13 protein-coding genes are annotated in these 17,757 nt (G+C 62.5%); 5 read left to right on the top strand and 8 right to left on the bottom strand.

The window, feature by feature from the left end; genetic code table 11:
- Window positions 1–83: 83 nt before the first annotated feature.
- A complete protein-coding gene (locus tag VGM51_05370) occupies window positions 84–1,307 on the bottom strand; it encodes a hypothetical protein (protein ID HEY3412477.1) in 1,224 nt (407 codons plus the stop codon).
- A gap of 230 nt (window positions 1,308–1,537) precedes the next feature.
- Between VGM51_05370 and VGM51_05365 the strand changes: the two genes are divergently transcribed.
- Genes VGM51_05365 through VGM51_05355 form a run of 3 tightly spaced genes read left to right on the top strand, consistent with a single transcriptional unit; the run spans window position 1,538 to window position 5,893 of the window.
- Complete coding sequence (locus VGM51_05365) at window positions 1,538–2,923, top strand: hypothetical protein (GenBank protein HEY3412476.1); 1,386 nt, start codon at window positions 1,538–1,540, stop codon at window positions 2,921–2,923.
- A complete protein-coding gene (locus VGM51_05360) occupies window positions 2,920–3,618 on the top strand; it encodes an HAD-IA family hydrolase (protein HEY3412475.1) in 699 nt (232 codons plus the stop codon). Before VGM51_05365 ends, VGM51_05360 begins: the two co-directional genes overlap by 4 nt.
- Window positions 3,608–5,893: a glycosyl hydrolase family 65 protein gene (locus tag VGM51_05355; protein HEY3412474.1), complete on the top strand. Its 2,286-nt coding sequence runs from the start codon at window positions 3,608–3,610 to the stop codon at window positions 5,891–5,893. Before VGM51_05360 ends, VGM51_05355 begins: the two co-directional genes overlap by 11 nt.
- Window positions 5,894–6,031: 138 nt before the next feature.
- Here VGM51_05355 and VGM51_05350 read toward each other — a convergent pair whose 3' ends face one another.
- Genes VGM51_05350 through VGM51_05330 form a run of 5 tightly spaced genes read right to left on the bottom strand, consistent with a single transcriptional unit; the run spans window position 6,032 to window position 10,947 of the window.
- Window positions 6,032–6,631, bottom strand: coding sequence for a hemerythrin domain-containing protein (locus tag VGM51_05350; GenBank protein ID HEY3412473.1), 600 nt, complete (start codon window positions 6,629–6,631; stop codon window positions 6,032–6,034).
- 58 nt (window positions 6,632–6,689) lie between these two features.
- Complete coding sequence (locus VGM51_05345; protein ID HEY3412472.1) at window positions 6,690–7,562, bottom strand: YwiC-like family protein; 873 nt, start codon at window positions 7,560–7,562, stop codon at window positions 6,690–6,692.
- A complete protein-coding gene (locus VGM51_05340) occupies window positions 7,562–8,266 on the bottom strand; it encodes a hemerythrin domain-containing protein (protein HEY3412471.1) in 705 nt (234 codons plus the stop codon). The genes VGM51_05345 and VGM51_05340 overlap by 1 nt, the downstream gene beginning before the upstream one ends.
- A gap of 37 nt (window positions 8,267–8,303) precedes the next feature.
- Complete coding sequence (locus tag VGM51_05335; protein HEY3412470.1) at window positions 8,304–8,618, bottom strand: cupin domain-containing protein; 315 nt, start codon at window positions 8,616–8,618, stop codon at window positions 8,304–8,306.
- Between the two features lie 46 nt (window positions 8,619–8,664).
- Window positions 8,665–10,947: a nitric-oxide reductase large subunit gene (locus tag VGM51_05330; protein HEY3412469.1), complete on the bottom strand. Its 2,283-nt coding sequence runs from the start codon at window positions 10,945–10,947 to the stop codon at window positions 8,665–8,667.
- Between the two features lie 172 nt (window positions 10,948–11,119).
- On the opposite strand from VGM51_05330, the gene VGM51_05325 reads away from it, so the two are divergent.
- The gene (locus tag VGM51_05325; GenBank protein ID HEY3412468.1) at window positions 11,120–11,548 is read left to right on the top strand and encodes an Rrf2 family transcriptional regulator; all 429 of its coding nucleotides are present in this window, start codon (window positions 11,120–11,122) and stop codon (window positions 11,546–11,548) included.
- A gap of 353 nt (window positions 11,549–11,901) precedes the next feature.
- Window positions 11,902–16,326, top strand: a complete 4,425-nt coding sequence (locus VGM51_05320) for a fibronectin type III domain-containing protein (GenBank protein HEY3412467.1) — start codon at window positions 11,902–11,904, stop codon at window positions 16,324–16,326.
- A 6-nt stretch (window positions 16,327–16,332) separates the two neighbouring features.
- Here the strand turns inward: VGM51_05320 and VGM51_05315 are convergent, their stop codons facing one another.
- Complete coding sequence (locus tag VGM51_05315; protein ID HEY3412466.1) at window positions 16,333–16,575, bottom strand: hypothetical protein; 243 nt, start codon at window positions 16,573–16,575, stop codon at window positions 16,333–16,335.
- Between the two features lie 316 nt (window positions 16,576–16,891).
- Window positions 16,892–17,389 (bottom strand): hypothetical protein, encoded by a 498-nt coding sequence (locus VGM51_05310; protein HEY3412465.1) that lies wholly within the window; start codon window positions 17,387–17,389, stop codon window positions 16,892–16,894.
- Window positions 17,390–17,757 lie beyond the last annotated feature (368 nt).

Genomic DNA, 17,757 nt, shown 5'->3' with positions numbered 1-17,757 from the left:
CAGCAAAGCCTGAGAACGGACGACTACTGGTTCGCCCGTTCTCAGGCCGCGCTGTTGGCGCCGACCGACGCATGCCAGACGTGCTACGGGTTCGGGTCAATGCCTGCTGCTTTTCGCGCGATCATTACAACGTCGCGCAGGGTTACTGAACCCGTGTGGGTGAGGCCCAGACACGCTACGTCCGTCGCGGACGCCTGGCTCAGGCCCCCCACGATTCTCATCGCTTTCAGCGCATCCACGAAGGTGTATGTCTCGATGGTGTACGTAGCCTCGTTGCTGGCGACGCTTCCGCAGGGGTTGGACACCACGCAGCGGATTCTGTACTGGCTCACTCCCGCGCACGGGTGGATGCCGATGTTGACCGCCGATGAATTGATGGGTGAGGCGTAGGCGAACGCGCCGCCGCCGCAGGGCATGGGAAACGGATCGTTGCCAAGCCCGCGCCAGCCCGCTTCTCCTCCACCCGGGTCGGTCTGGATCTGCCATAGATACATGAAGGGTCCGGACCCGGAAGCCGTGACCGCGAATGAGGCGCCACCCCCAGGACATGTCGTCGCCGACTCAGGTCCTGTCACCCCGGTGATCGGGCCGCTGCCCACGCCGGTGAACCGGACCCAGGACGTGTATGAATCACTGTTCGCCCAGTAGGTCCCATCACCAAACCAGACCTGTCCGTTACCGCCCGCTGTACCCTCCACCGGGCCAAGTCCGGCCATGGCCAGGCGCTGGACCCCATCGATCTCGAGTGTTGCGCCGGTCGTAGACACCGCAAGCCGGTAGGTGTGGTGTGAGTCTGTGGTGTCAAAGGGCATGTCCACGGTGTTTGGGCTATCGTAGAGGCCGTAGGATGTGTTTGAAAGGAATACCCGGCCGCTGCCAAAGCCCACCCAGAACATATGACCGTGCGCGTCATACACCGCTACCGAGTAACCGGGGCGCGGCCACCCCGTGGCAGGGTTGACCGCCCGGTCCGGCGCGCTGGCGATCCGGAGGCGCGCTTCCACGGCAACCCCGTTGCCGAAGTCGATGGGAACATCACCACGTTGCCAGTAGACGGCGGCGCCGTTCACGCCGTCGGATTGAAGTCCCAAAGTGGACAGGTGCAGGTCTCCGCCTACGATTTCGAGCGGGTATGGTCCCGGTGGCGGATTGGCATCGACAGTCTTCTGGAAGCACTGTGCCTCGGGAAACGTACCCAGAGCGGCGCTATAGGTGACCCACGACTGGGCGTATGCTGTCTGGGCGCGGAGAAAGACCACTGTAGCGATGACCCCAAAATGCGCTATGGATCCAATCCGAACTCTCATAGTCTGTTCCTTCCGAATGGAGGCTCCTGTCCACCGCCCAGTTTCGAGCCTGGCCGCTGCTACTCCAGTCCGTCGACAGGCTTCCACCGATCGAGTGTATCACTTCTCCTAGAGACCCAACCATTCGCGCTGTGCCGCTGGTCGGTGCCCCCAAACCCGCGGCTGCCAAGACCCGCCCCCGTGCTAAAGTACAGTGGATTTCACAAGGAAACAGAGGCACTCCCCAACGCATGGATAAACTTGCCCGATACCTGAGCCCGGCGGACGCCGCCGCGCTCATGCAGCAGAATGCCAGCGACCTAGGGTCAACCGAGGTCGCCGTCGTCCGCAACCTCGAATACGTTTTCACGCCGGTCGAGTATTACCCGCTCGCGCCGCGCGTGACTGAACCGTTGGACGGCATCGCCGCCTTCGCCGTAGATATGGACGGCACGTCCACGACTACGGAGCCGCTGGCCGTTCACTCGCTTGAGTACATGGTCCGCCGATTCACCAACCGGATGACGAAGGAGCAGTGGTCCGGCCTCGATCACGAGAAGGACTACCCGTACATCATCGGTAACAGCAACTTTCGGCATACGGAGTTCCTGGTGGGGCGGTATGAGGGGCTGCTTGATCCCGCCGCGCTGCGCGACGCGTTCTTCGAGTCGCTGGCCTGGACCCTCGGCTGCATGGACGACCGCCACCGGCGAAAGGACATCAAGCTGGACGCCGCTAACTGTGGATTGGGAGCGCTTCTGGCCGATGGCGAATTCAAAAGGATCACCTCATCGGGCGAAGTTTCGAGCGAAAACGCCGCGGGCATTTCCCAGCGGTTTGTGGGCCGGTTCGGGCGCCTTTTCGATGCGCCGAACCGGTCGGCGCTCATCAGCGCAGTGCTGGACATCTATTACTACCGCTACCACTCCATCCTGCGCCTGGTTGAGCGCGGGGAGGGGAATCGACTCTCGGAGGAGTTGCTCGGTGAGCCGGGGAGGCATCTGGTGGAGCCGATGCCGGGCTATGCGGTATTTCTCGCACTGGTGAAGGGCCTGCTGGGTGACGATGCTCCCGCAATGGCGCCGGAACTCCTGAAGCACCTTCCCGCCGGGGCCATCTCGGAAGCGGACGCGCGGGTGGTGCTTTCGGTCCTCGGCAAGCGCTTTGAGGCGGAGCCCGCGCGGGTGGGGCTTGTGACCGCGTCCATCGCTTACGAGACGCACGCGACCATCAAGGCGATATTCGACGTGATGCGCGAGGAAGTCGTGGCCTGGCCGATTCCGGAAGCGAAGCGCGATTCCATCATCAGCGCGTTCTCCGATTACGCCGCGTTCTACGACGGCTTCGTGTGCGCGACGGACGCCAGCGAAGCGCGGTTGAAGCCCCATCGGGACCTCTACGCCATCGCATTGTACCAGATGTCGATCCCGCGCGAGGACTACGCGCGTTGCATCGGCCTCGAGGACTCCGAGCCGGGAATCATCTCGCTGCGAGCGGCGGGCGTCGGCTGCGCGGTCGCGCTGCCGAACCACGACACCGGACGTCAGAATTACCAGGCTGCCGCGCACATCGTCCACGGCGGCCTGCCGGAGTTCATCCTGCTGCGCAACCTGCTGTTGGTGAAGGGCGCGCGATGATAAAGGCCGTATTCCTGGACCGCGATGGCGTGATCTGCCACCGGCACGAACGGCGCTCAGAGGAGCGCAATCGCGCCGCCGCCGAGATGCTCGGCCGCCCGGACCTTCACATCACCGCCGAAGACGAGATCCGCATCTTCTGGAAAGCGCACAAAGAGACGCCGGCGACGCAGGTCGTCACGCCGGAGCAGGAAGACGCGTTCTGGTGGCGCTGGGGCGAACTCCTCTTGTCCGCGCAGGGTATGGCCGATGGCGCGGATGCCGCTCGCGAGCTTTGCGCGCGCTACCCCTACTACTCAATGCTCGAAGCGTACCCGGACGTTTCGCGTACGCTTGAGGCCTTGCGGAAGCGCGGATACCGCCTCGCTATCATCAGCAACACGTTCCCATCGCTGAAGGCCTCCATCGAAGCCATGGACCTCGGCGAGTATTTCGTTGCGTTCGTTTCAAGCGCTCTCGCGGGCGTTGAGAAACCCGACCCTGCCATCTACAGGATCGCGCTGGAGACGATTGGCGTCTCGGCCGAGGAATCGGTGTTTGTGGACGATCTGGCCGAAAACGCGGACGCAGCGCGTGAACTCGGGTTCACTTCATTCCGTCTGGACCGGCGGAGCGAACACGCGGACTGGGACGCCTGGACGATCCACTCGCTGGACGATGTGGTAATGTACCTGGAGGAGCACGGTGAACTATAACGATTGGATCATCACGAACACGGATACAACGGCCCACGCTCTGGAAGCGGCGAACAGCGTCTTCACCATCTCGAACGGCTACCTGGCGGTGAAAGGCAATCTGCTTGAGCGCCGCGAAGGTCGCTGCCCAACGACCATCGTGGCCGGCATCTTCGGCGAAGCGGACATGACGTCGTCCATCCCGCCGAACGGCGCTGAATGCCGCTACCTTGACGCTGGCCTGTTCGACGAACCGAAACTCCGCCCATCGGTTGCCAACCTGCCGAACCCGTTGTACATCAGTGTCCGTGTCGATGGGGAGGAATTGACGCTCGAATCATGTGTAGTCTCGGACTTCAGGCAGTTCCTCGATCTCCGCACGGGGGAATACCGCTACAGGTTCGAGATCACCCCGAAGAACGGTCGGACGTTCGCCATCTTGATGGAGCGCATCGCGTGCATGGAGCGTATAAACACGGTGGCGATGAGATACACCGTTACCTCCATCGATTACTCCGGCCCGGTCGCTATCCGCGCGGGAGTGGACGCCTCGGTTCGCTCCAATCTTCACGGCGAGAAGCAGTTCGACATAATTCAAGCCTCGCCCGAGTCGGTCAGAGTCCGCCTGGCCGGCAGTGGCGCCGAGGTTGAGACGCGCACGCACAGCCGAATCAGCGGGGTGAAGGCGAGGGACCGAGCGGTAGAGGTAGACGCGTTTTTCGGCGTGGAGTGGGACTTCGACATCGGAACCGGCCGGCAGGTGGTGGTGGAGCAAATTGCCACGGTCACGACTTCCGAGGATGAACGCCTCGAAATCCCCATAGTCCCGAGGCACGATAAGATGGGGCTGCACGAATCCGGTTACGACCATGCTCTTTCCGAAAACTGGGCCTGGTGGGACAAGGCGTGGGAACGGGCGGACGTAGAGATCGAGGGCGATGACCTGGCCCAGCGCTATATCCGTTTCTGCCTGTTCCAGCTCATTTCCGCTGCTCCGCGTCATACGGACAAGCTGAGCGTCCCCTGCAAACTGCTGACGGGAGAGTGGTACCAGGGCAGCGTGTTTTACGACACGGACCTCTACATCCTCCCGTTCTACACCTTCGTGATGCCCGAAGTGGCAAAAAGGTGCCTGAACTACCGTTATCTCGGTCTTGATAACGGCCGCGCCATCGCGAAGCGCCTGGGTTACGCCGGCGCCAAGTTCGCGTGGCAGTCGGGGCCGAGCGGTGAAGAGGTGCTCGGGCCGTGGTACCGCTTCGTTCACACGAACATACACATCGACTCGGACGTAGCCTACGCGCTGAACCTGTATAAGAACGCAACCGCGGATTCTGGTTTCATGCGTGAGAAGCGGATCGACATCCTGGTTGAGTCGGCGCGATTCTACGCATCCCGCGCCGTGCGGGACGGTGAAGTATATCACCTGAAGGACGTCTCCGGTCCCGATGAGGGCCACTGCGAGAGCACGGACAACTTCTACACGAACGTCATGGCCGCGAAGACCTTGAGATGGGCCGCCGGCACACTGGACCAACTCTCGCAGGAAAGCCCCGAAAGCGCTGCCGCGGTGAAGAAGCGTCTGCACATCGGCGATGGAGAGCCGGATGCATGGCGCCGTGTGGCGAATGGCCTTCGCCTTATCTTCGACCCGGCGACAAAGGTGTACGAACAGTACGACGGTTTTCACGCGCTGAAGCCGATCCCGCCGGGCTTCCGGGAGGACCAGAAGGAGTGGTGGTTCACCGTCCACCCGTACCAGGCAATCCACCAGCCGGACGTGGTCATGGCGATGACCCTGCTGCGGGAGGACTATCCCGACGATGTTTATGCCGCCAACCGCGATTTCTACGGGGAGCGGAGTATGGATTTCTCCAGCATGAGCCACGTCATTCACTGCCTCGCGGCGAAGGACGTCGGCGACATGGACGAGGCGTACCGCCAGTTCATCATCACGGCGGGGGAGGATCTGGACGAAAGCCTGACGGGACGGGGGGACACGGCGGACGGCCTGCACGGCACCGCCACGGGCGGCGCGTGGATGGCGGCGGTGTTCGGATTCGGCGGCGTGCGGCTGACCGACGCAGGCCTGACCATTAATCCAGCCCTGCCGGCGCACTGGAAAGCGCTTCGTTTCAATATCTGGCTGCGCGGCGAAAAGCTTCGCTTCGAGGTCACACAGACAACGCTGCGCATAACCGTCGGCAACGATGCGTCGCTGGAGATGCCGGCCGTAATCTTCGGGCAGAAAACAACGCTCAGGAGCGGAGAAACGTTCGAAACGATGTCATCCTGAGCGAAGCGAAGGATCTCGACAAACCGTTGAGATCCTTCGCTCCGCTCAAGATGGCACGTCAGGGATGCAGCCTGCCGGACATTCATCGTTCATCGCTTCGCGTTTGTCATTTCGTCTGCTTCTGGTGGTCGTTCGGGATCAGGAAGTGGTGTTTCGCCTTTCCGCGCAGCGGCTGAAGCCCGGCGTAACGACTGTCGGGATGCCGCGGCGGTCCGCCATCTCGCGACCGACGCTGGAGAGGCTTTCCTCATCCAGGACCCGGCCCGCCAGAGGGAATACAAACGTGTCCTCAAGGGCGATGTGGCTCGCGTACATGGAGCGCAGACGTGTGATGGCCTCCACCAGGCGTCCGGTATCCTCCGGCGGCAGGGTTCCCTCATCAAGCCATTTGCGGCCGAGCACGTCGACCTCTTCGTGCAGTGGCTCCGCGGCGCGATGGTCCGCCTCCAGGCCGTCCAATTTGACGAGGGCTTCCACAACGTCGTTACCACCGACCTCCCGCATCCGCGGGAACAGCGAGGCTTCCTCGTCCTGGGTATGGAGCGGCGCCGCCTGCTGGAAATAGCGGAGGGCGGTTTCGAGGCCGGCGCGGTACTCGGCGCTCAGTTCGCGACCCCGTCCTTCCGTCGCAACGGTCTCTATCACGCCGAGGAACTTCTCTACGCGACGGTGGCAGTCGCTCAACAGCGCCAGCGGCGTCTCGAAATTGGCCATCGGTTTCACTTCACCAATCTGCATCTTTCACCTCATCCGGTAGGACACCGGAACTGCCGTGAGTCGGGCACGGAGGCCCGACCTACCGGGAGAGCATGGCTGCCCCAAACCAGGCGGCGAACCACAGAGCGTAAACGGACTCCAAAGCGCCCACCCACTTGAGGGGAGGTAAGCGGCGACTCAGCCGGCCAACGGCCCAGAGCGCTCGTAGCGATACGGGCACAACAGCAATGGTCACCATCGCCATACTCAAACCAACCTGGGCGGCCATTGCCGGCGCCAGGATCAGCAGCGTCGCGTGATACAATGCGCTGGCCCGCCCCAGCCGCCAGCGAACCGGCAAATCGAGCGCGCCTTTGTGCCTGGCTCCGCCGAGCAGCGTCTTCACATGGAGTACGCCACCCGCAAAGAAAAGCGCGAACGCGGCCCAGAGGACCCAGGCCTCGGGCGTGAAGGTCCCGCGCGCGACGACGAGTGCCGCGGGAGCGCTGAGGGTGAGGCCGACGACGGCCAGCATTTCGCCGAAGACCGAGCGGTCCCATCGGCGCTTCGAGGGCAGGCCCAGGAGCACAGCATGGAGGCCGAATAATAACCCGGCGATGCACATTACGCCCAGCAGGGCCGCTCCGTGCCAGAAAACGATCAACGGGACCGCCGTCGCCACCGCAATCGCGCCGTAGGCGGTCATCCAGAATGCTGATCCGCGTTGCCCCTTGCCGCGTAGAAGCAGATCGGCGGGGTGCCTGGCGAGATAGGCCGCCGTCACTGCCGCGGTGAGAAGCAGCACCTGTGGCCAGCCCGAGGGGCGCGCGACCGCGAACGCGGTAAGCATCGGCAGCAGCAGCATCACCCACGCGCCGTGTTCGTGGGGTATCGGCGGCGCACCAATGCGCCCTGTGAGCGTCGCCGATACCCCTTCCGTCGGAGCGGACTTCAGGCGGGTGACCCCGGTCATCAGGCTGCCGCCTCCGTGGCGATGGCCTTCGGGAAGAGGACCACGTCTTCCTTGTAGATGTGGCGGTTCAGATCGTTGTCCAGGTGCCCCAGGCTCTCGATCACCGCGACGTGTGTAGTGCACGCCCACTCCGGAGCAGTGTAGGCGTTGGTGAGCCGGCTCAATTTGGCGAGGGCCTCTTTGGCGCCGACGTGTTCGCGCTCCATCACGAAGATCGGGTTCCGTACGCTCCCACAATGCGATGCGGCTCGAGCATTTCCCGCTTCAATCTGGCGGATGATCGGGAACAACACCTGCTCCTCCTTCGCCAGATGGAGTTCCAGTTCCTGACGAAGCCCCGTGAACACCGTCTCCACCTCGGGCAGGTTTGGGTCCTGATCCGCGTGGTTGGCGGCCAGCTTGCCGAGGAGGCGGCTCAGCCGCGGCAGTTCCTCGCGGAGATAATCGTGGTGCTCGGCGATGATGTTGTCCACGAGTTCACCCATCGAGGCGCCTGTCCAGTCGCGCCCTCCATCCAGCGGCTCAGCCTTGTCGGACGCGGCCAGCAGGCCCAATATATGGTCCAGCATGAGGCCGTTCTGGCGACACGCATCTGCGAGCGAGCCTTCGGCCTCACAGTTGTAGAGGATTCCGATTCTGTCCAGCACGCGAGCGCGTCCGGGCCGCTCCCGGACCAATTCGCCGGGTGTTTGGGTTGCATTCATTCCGTTCACTCCATTAGAAAACGTGCGCCGGTTCCGGCTATTTCACTGCCATGATCAGCAGCATTACGGTCGGTTCCTTCGCGAGGACACTGTGCGCCAGATTGGCGGGCATGTGCGCCCAGCTTCCGGCCGGGCCGGGGTGGGGGTCTCCGCCCAGCGTGAGGTCGGCGTTGCCGCTGACGATCTGTATCAGGGCGGGCACCGATGCCGTGTGCTCGGAGAGCTCCTGGCCGGTATCGAAGCCGAACAGCATGACCTTGAACTTGTCGTCCGCGCTGATCGTGGTGCTGATGATGCCATTCTCGGGAATCTGCACCCTTGCCGCCAGTTCGTTGATGTACGTGTAATCCATTGTTTTCCTTTCGACTCGTAGGTCGGGCTCCGAAGCCCTTTCTACCCTAGCGGACCGCCAATTCGCGGTCCCGTTCAGTATTTTCCGGCTCCAACGACCATCCCGTTTTCAAACCCGCGACGAACCAGCCGAGGGCAACGGCCCCCAGGCTGAAGGTTACGTCGCCGAACACGCGCATCCAACGCAGATGCGCCATTAGTGGCGTCTGCAGGAATTCCGCGCTTCGCGCATACCACATCCCGTGTTCAACACTCGCCCACGTTTGCAGAAGGCCCACCGGCAGCAGGCTGAGCAGAACCATCAGGGCCAGCCCGATGTTGATCGCCCAGAACGCGAAGGAGAGCACACCGGTCTTCCAGGGGCGCGTGCTGGTGAGCCCCCTCAGGCAGAACAACATCAGCCCTATGCCGAGCATTCCGTAGACCCCGAACAGGGCCGTGTGGCCGTGCACGGGTGTGGTGTTGAGCCCCTGCATGTAGTACAGCGCGATGGGTGGGTTGATGAGGAAGCCGAACAGGCCCGCGCCGACCAGGTTCCAGAACGCAACCGCGACGAAGAAGTAGATCGGCCACTTATAATTGGCCACCCACGGACGCACGCGGCTCATCGTCAGGTTCTCATAGCCCTCAATACCGATCAGCGCGAGGGGAACGACTTCCAGAGCGCTGAACGAGGCGCCCAGGGCGAGCACGGCGGTCGGCGTGCCTGTGAAATACAGGTGATGGAACGTGCCGATGATGCCGCCGGCGAGATAGACGATGGTGCTGAACAGGACGGCAGACGTGGCCGTGAGGGTGCGAAGCAGGCCCATTCGTGTGAAGAGGAAGGCGATGACCACTGTGGCGAATACCTCGAAGAAGCCTTCAACCCACAGGTGGACCACCCACCAGCGCCAGTATTCCGCGATGGCCAGGTTCGTATGCTTGCCGATCATCAGAGCCGCGCCATAGAAGCCCGCGATGGCGAGGGACGAGATGAGGAAGAGGCCCAGCAGCGATCGGTCCTCCGGGTTCTTCTTGAATGCCGGCGCCAGCGCACGTGTCACCAGGGCGAGCCAGATGAAAAGCCCGACAAGGAGGAACGCCTGCCAGAATTTGCCAAGGTCGATATATTCGTAGCCCTGATGGCCGAACCAGAAATTGGCGGTGTAGCCGAGTTTCTGCATCACGCCGAGCCACTCACCCGCCATGGAGCCAACAACGATGGCGACCAGCGCCACCAGGAGGAAGACAACGCCTGCCTTCTGGAACTTGGGTTCATACCCGGAGACGGCGGGAGCGACGAACAACCCCGTGGCCAGCCAGGCCGTGGCGATCCAGAAGATGCCAAGCTGGAGGTGCCAGGAGCGCGTCACCGCGTAGGGGAGGAACTTGGACAGCGGGAATCCGTAGAACGAATTGCCCTCCACGCCATAATGTGCCGTGACGACGCCGAGGCCGATCTGGACCAGAATGAGCGCCGCCACCACCCAGAAATACCATAGCGTGGCTTTCATGCTGGGCGTGGCCTTCAGGCCGGTGAGCGGATCGGTGGCCGGTACGTCCGTCTCTGCGCCCGTTTCGCGCCGGCGGAGCGCGGCGTAGTACCACGTCAGCACACCGATGCCGGCGAGAAGAAATACAACGCTGACGACGGACCATACCAGGATCGCGGGGGTGGGCCCGTTGCCGATGAGGGGTTCACCCGGCCAGTTGTTGGTGTAGGTGATCGCCTGGCCAGGCCGGTTGGTGGAGCAGGCCCAGGAGGCCCAGAAGAAGAATGCATTCATGGCCGCCATGCGCTCCGGCGTCTTGATGATCCCGGGCGGCAGGGCGTCGGCGTCGCGCAGTTTCTGGAGGTCGGGGGCCGTACCCCAGAGGTCCGCGTAGTGCTCGCCGACGGCCCGGATAGCCTCGGCGCGCATCGGGGATACCGTGATGACGCCGGTTGCCGGGTTGAACGTGTTGGTGCGCACTTCCTCGCGGAGTTGCGCCTTCAGCATATCCTGCGTGGGCATGTCGAGATCCGCATACGGCTTGCCGGAATGGGCCACGGCCAATTTGTCCAGGATGTACGTCGCTTCGCGATGAACGAAATCCGCCGTCCAGTCCGGCGCCACGTACGCACCGTGTCCCCACACCGTGCCGATCTCCTGACCTCCGGTGGACTGCCACACATTTTGACCATCCTCGATCTGCTGCTGCGTGAAGAGCGTCGTGCCGTCCGTAGTCACCACGCGAGAGGGGATAGGGGGCGCCTGCTGGTAAATCTCGCGCCCAAACCAGCCCAGCACCGCGAACGACCCCAGAATGACCACGGCCATCCCGATCCACAACCGTCTGTACTGCATCGCTGCCTCCTCAACTCACCGTCCGGCCGGACCCGGGCGCACGCCCCGGTCCAATGGATGATACCCCGATAACGTGGGATAATTCTGGATAAGTATATCCAATTATCGACAAAACCATTGTACGCTTGATATAAAGTGGATGTCAAGGTCCAGAATTGATTGGAGCCAACAAATGATCTCACAAACCGCGGAGTACGCCCTGAGGGCGATAGTGATGTTAGCGGACAGCGATGGCGCGCCCCAGACGACGCATCGCATTGCGGCCGCGACCAAGGTGCCGGCAGACTACCTGTCCAAAGTGCTGCAGAGCCTCGGGCGGGCCGGCATCATCACGTCGCATCGGGGAATGGGGGGCGGATCCGTGCTGGCCCGTCCGGCTTCGGAGATCAGCGTCTACGACGTTGTGCAGGCTGTGGACCCCATCGCGCGCATCCAATCCTGTCCGCTGGGACTGGTGAATCACGGCAAGCTACTCTGCCCGCTCCATCGCCGAATCGATAATGCCATCGGGTCCATGGAAAGCGCGTTCCGCTCAACATCCATCCACGAACTCCTCGCCGAGCCCGCGGAATCGCATCCCCTCTGCGGTGTGGAGGTGTAGTTCAGGTCCCCGGCGCGCCCGGCGCCCATTCGCGTCGCCCCTCTCCGGTGCATTTCTACGTTGTGCTCGGGGCTCCATTCGACACACGCGCACATAAGCGCTTCCCACTTTCCGGGCTAGCGCCAATTTCCCGCTTCAGGGGGTTGCCGCGCGATCTGCCTGTATGGTAGAATCCTTCAAAGGGCTGACGCGTCCGTTGGGCGCACTCTCAACAAGACCAATGCCTGATTGGTCTCATTCATCTCCGGGGTACCGGGTAACGACACCTATGGACCAGCACTTGCCTCGATTCATCTGTTTGGCCTGACGAAGTCCGGCAGTACTCCCCATCCCATTATCGAAAGGGAACACGCATGTCGAAGCTTTTCACGAGTCTGCGCGTGACGCTGATGGCTTTCGCGGCCTTCGGCTTCCTGGCTGTGGTCTCGCCGGGACGCGCTGCGGTGATGACGTGGAACGTGAACGTGACGTTCAACGGTTCCACCTACGACGTTTCTTACAACCTGTTGACGGACGTGACGGACATGACGGTCCGCATTTACACTTCCGCAACCACGCCCGTGCTTGTCAAGACCCTCAATGCCACATCGAACCCCGCGATCACGTCCGCTCAGTGGACCGCGGGCGCTCACAGCGTGGCCCTGGCCAATCAGGTCATATGGAACGGCGACAAGGACTCCGGTGGACCGGCTCCGGGCGGCCAGTATTTCGCCCAGATCACGACCAAAGGCGATCCCGTCACCACGATGGCGCAGATTGTAGACCCAGTTGTGGGTTCCGCCAGCACCGATGGGCGCTGGTCATACAACGGCTCCGCCAACATTCTCAGCAGCAGCTTGTACCACAACCTGATTTACTGGCCAACGATGGCCACGAGCGGCACGAACGCTCGTGACGGCATTTACGTGTATAAGCCGGACATGTCCAATGCTCTGGTGGGTTCGTCGCACATCTATGCCGCCGGCGTTGACAACACCACCCAGGGATTCTCCACCTCTACATCTGTCCTCCGCGATGGCACGGTCGCCGTGGCAGGCTCCGGACTGAAGAGCGGCGCGGCCGGGACCGGAGGTGTCATCGAGGTATTGAACGGCAACGCAAGCCAGGCGAATACGATTGCCCAGAACGTGGCGGCGGAGTTTGGCGGCGCTCCAACCAACAACGTATACGCGCGTGGCTCAATCGGATTCGGCACCAGCACCGATGCCGAATTCTTCTATGTCTCCGCGTCGCCTCGAAACGGATTTTCCATCTCCACAAGCCCAGACGCCCGGTCCGATATCATGTACGTCCGGTTCGGTTCAACGCCCGTGGCGCCGGTCACAATCATCCCGCTGGCAAGCCTCGCCGCGAACTGCAACCTCATACGCTCCATCGCGATCAACCGGGCAGAGGACACGATCTGGCTCGGTGGACAGTCCAGCACGACAGCGCTTTACGTCCAGAAGTTCGTCCGCGCGGCGGGGCAGCCGGTCAGCGACCCGGCATCCTGGTCTTCAGCGGGCGGGTTCAGCGTCTCCGCTCCCACCACATTCACCGGCAATACAGGCACGAACGCCTGGGTGGCGCTTTCACCGGACGAAACTATCCTCTGGGTGTCCTGCAATAACCTGGGGGCCAATACCGGCTCCGGCGATGGCGTCATCAAGGGTGTAAACCCGTCCACCGGCGCCGATATCGCCGGCCAATCGGTAGCGTCCAGCGCCACGACAGGCACTGGAACCAAACCGTCGCTGAATCACTGGCCGGAAGCGATCGCCACAACGGGCACCTTCGATGGAACAACCTATTACAACGGCAACATCGCCTACGCGACCTATGCCGGCACAACCAGCACCACGGCGCGCCGGGTTGGCCTCGTCGCTCCCGTGGATAACGGCAGCACCGACATCACCCGCGGCCCGGACTTCAGTGTTGTCACCGCGACCAAAGTGACGCTGCTCACCGGTCCAACCGCCGCGGTCACATACCATGGCGCGACCGTCACGTGGACGACGGATATCCAGTCCGACTCCATCCTGGAATACGGCCCCACGTCCGGCGCGTACACGATGGTGTCCATGCCGGATCCGGTGACCAACCACTCCGTGACGGTTGACAATCTCGAACAGAACACCTTGTACTACTACCGTGTTACGTCCAATGCGGGGACGCTGACTCCGGCGGTGAGCGCGGAAAAGACGTTCACCACAACGCCGTTAACGATCTCGGATGTAACCGCCGCCGCAACGGACAACGGCGTAAACGTGACTTGGACCACCAACGAACCGGCAACCACGCTTCTCCACTACGGAACCGCGAGCGGCAGCCTGACCAAACAGATCGAATCCACCGCGCTGACCACGAGCCATACCGCCACAGTCGCCGGATACAAACCCGGCACGGTTCTGTATTACCGGCCCGAATCCGGATACTATCTCACGCCTCCGCTGTTCTCCGTGCCGCCGTCCCCGACTCTGGACGTTGAAGGCCACGTAACGGTTCCGGCCAGCGTCATCTTCTCCAACCTGAAGATCAACGCGGGCGCCGATTCCGCCACGATATCCTTCGACACCAATATCGCCGCCACGGCGACGATGGTCTGGGGCGTCACCACGACGCCCACTACGCCGGTCGATGACACCGGAACCGCGACTTCGCACACGTATCTGATCACCGGCCTGGCGCCCGGAACGACTTACTACTACATCCCGACGCTCGCCCCGGCCGACGCCAGCCTGCCGGCCCGCACACTGCCGGTTTCAGCCTTCGTGACCAACGTTCTCGGCGGCGCGGCGGCCAGCGTAACCCATGCCAGCCCGGGTGACGTTGCGCTTTCGCTGCGCGCGAATCTCGAAGCGCCGGCCACCGGCAGCCTGTTCAGATTGGCGATGCAGGGCGTGCCCGCCGCGCCCGTCGCCGGACCTGACCTGCCGGCGGCCCGCCATCACGAGGGCGTGGTCGTCTACAACGGATACATGTACGTGATCGGCGGACGCAGCGGCGGTGGAACGTACTACGGCAATGTCTGGTACAACAACATCGACTCCACCGGCGCTATCGGCGGCAACGGAACCGACACGCCGAACCCGTGGGTAACCGGCGGAACCTCCGCCAACTCCTTCACCGGCGGTCCGAATGACCTCCCCGCGCCGCGCGCGCAGATCAACAACATGTGCTTCGGATACAACGGATTCATTTACGTCGTCGCCGGCGTGGACGTGTCCGTGGCGACCATCAACACCGTGTGGTACGCGAAACAGAACGCGGACGGGTCGCTTTCGCTGCCTCCGGGCGCCACCGCCGTTGCGGCCGGCTTCCCTTGGGCGGCCGCAACACCTCTCCCCTCCAGCAAGTCGCTGGGCAGCGCCCGCGTGGTGGATGGATGGGTGCTGGTGAGCGGCGGCACGATCGCGCCAACTTCCAACGCGAACTACATGGCACGAATCAAGCCGGACGGCTCGCTCGGCACGTGGTACGTTGCGCGGCCGATCAACTCGACCCATACATACCAGCGCACCATCGTCAACAACCACACCGTCTACTCGGTCGGTGGCCAGATAAACCCCGGCACGGAACTCACAAACACCGAAGACATCACTTCCGTCCAGCCGGACCGCGACCTTACCCCCTGGGTTCGGTTGACGAATGACCCCGCCTACGCCGCATCCGTGATGGACAATCCCGGCGATCTCCCCGAATACAGCGGGCACTGGGGAATGGCCGCCGACCTCGTTCGCGGCAAGATTCTCTCGGTTGCCGGGCGCCTGAACACCGATCCGAACAACCGCAACAACCCGGCGACGCTGTCCGCCGGCATTTCCTATACCAAACTCGATGCCTCCGGCATGCCGGGCGCGTGGGTTGACGCCACCGCCCAGGACTTCTCCATCGTGTACCCGCAGGCCGTGATAGACCTGGATGGCCAGGCGTGGAACGGCAGCCTGTATACCGCGGGAGGCCGCATCACCACCGCTCTCGGTGCGCAGGCGCTCACCGCCCGAATTCCGATGGTGGACGATGGCGCAAACCGCGTCTACTCGGGGACCGCTGAGTCCCAGATGATCGATCTGGGTTCACTGACCAACCTCAAACACTTCACAGTGGCGGGAACGAACGTGTCGCCCGGCACAGTAGAGGCTCGATATCGATTCGCCAACACGGAAGGCAACTTCACGGACTGGATCACACCCAGCAGCCTCGACGCCGACATCAGCGGAGGCGCCCGGTGGTTCCAGTACGAGCTGGTCCTCAAGGGCGATGGAACCGGAACGCCGGCCGTCTCCAGCGTCACTCTCACCACCGGTTCATTCGGCTCCGCCGCGTTCACAGTTCAGCCGGGCGGGGCCTCGCCGGGGCTGCCGTTCGCCGTCCAGCCGGTGGTAACGGTACAGGATAGCTCCGGCGTCGTACTTTCCGGCTACACCGGACCGGTCACCATCGCGCTCAAACCCGGAACAGGCACAGCCGGCGCGATCCTCAGCGGCACGCTCACAGTCAACGCCGTTGCCGGCGTCGCCACGTTCACGGACCTGGCGATCGACCTGGCCGGAAACGGATACATCCTCACAGCCACCGCGGGCGCCCTCACACTGGACAGCGCCGCGTTCAGCGTCGCGCCATCCCTGTACGTTCTGGCCGACGTGGTGAGCGCCCTTCGGGTTGCCGGGGGCCTCGAACCGGCCGGCTCCCAGTTCAGCCGCCTCAACGTTGTCACCGGCGACACTCCGGAGGTTATTGATATCAGGGACGCCCTGCGCATCGCGCGAAAGGTGAAAGGCAAGGACATCAACCCGTAAGCGGGGCTAAGTAAGGGCAAGTCGGGGAAGCGGCCCGTTTCCGGACCGCTTCCCCAAATCTGAAGTTAGAAGTGTGATGTTGGAAGTTGGAAGACGCTTGGTCTCACCTCCAACTTCCAGCAACCGTCTTCCGGTTCGCGCGGCGTCCTGGCATATGAACCGGCCGATGGCGGGATCGTAGTGCCGGTTGCCCATCAGGATCAGGCCGCTTTCGTAATCCGCCTTCTGCGCAGCTCGCAGGCTTATCACCTGCCATACCGCAAGATCCTCATGTCGGTAACGGGAAATCCGGAATCGAGCTGCCTCGCCAGATCTTCCATCATTTGACAGGCCTCTGCCCATCGGAGCCCGTCCATATCCCTGTCCTCGTGAGTCCACGAGAGGGAAAAAGACTCAGCGAATCTCCAGGCGGATCTGAGTTCCGAGTCCTCAAGGATAGCCTCGGAACACTTAGGAGCGAGGCCATTGACCAACTCCGCAAATTGGTCTGCATCAGCTCGGCGCGGACTTGAAATTGTCAGTCGAATAGCTCGCGATATCACAGCAGCTTGTTCCGGACGTGTCATCACCAACCTCCCTGCCACGGATGATGCTGCCCAAGGGAAGGCAAGCGATGATAGTGCGGCAGAGACCGTCCGCGGGCAATTGGAACAATGGTGTTCTTACGAGGCAAGCGATGCCAGTCAAGTCTTCCTAGCTGTTCACCATGTTGATACACCTTAATGAGCGTAACCCCACCTGTGTTGGGCAGTCGCCAAGGTCCCTCTAGTGCAATCGAAGTCGGGTTAGGGATCCTCTTGATGGCGGGCGAAAGTGCAAGCGTCAAATTCATCGTGGCGCGACCGGCGGACGCCATGTCGTCTGTCTTGTTGAACGGGTTAAGCCCATCGACAAGGGATTTGCCGACATCTTTGAACGATCCCCAGCTCCAATGGCTCTGATTCAGGAAGCTGACTGTATCAACCGCTCCCTTCACTGCTTCAACAGGATTCAGCGCACTTGCCTCGCCCTTGGCGAAATCACCTACGTCTTTGAAGTAAGCTCCCCAGGAGTCATAACCCAAGAATCCGCCATCACTATCGTCCTTTGGCGATCCCTGCGATACCAGCCTCAGCCCGCTTGGATCCACGGCCACCAACGGGCTGTTGCCGCAATACGAGTACCAGTTGCTCTCGTCCTGCGCGGGGTCCTGGCTGATGAACCGGCCGATGGCGGGATCGCCCGTACGGGCCGGTTGCCCATCAGCATCAGGCTGTTGGCATCCGTCTGGTACCGGCTCTTCCCGTTCCAGCTGTCAGCGGCGGGTGTAAAATGGACAAAAGGGCGCGGTTGAAAATTCCCCACCTGTAGGCGAGAGCGCCACCCTTTCCTGTAAGGGAAGGAGGTGGCCGTATGCTACGAGGAGGGACCGTGGAGAGAATACGGGAACTG

Source organism: Armatimonadota bacterium, assembly GCA_036504095.1.
In the GTDB taxonomy this organism is placed as follows: Bacteria; Armatimonadota; DTGP01; order JAKQQT01; family JAKQQT01; genus DASXUL01.
Note: the sequence above shows the minus strand (reverse complement) of the source record. Positions and strands in the feature narration are given on the sequence as shown.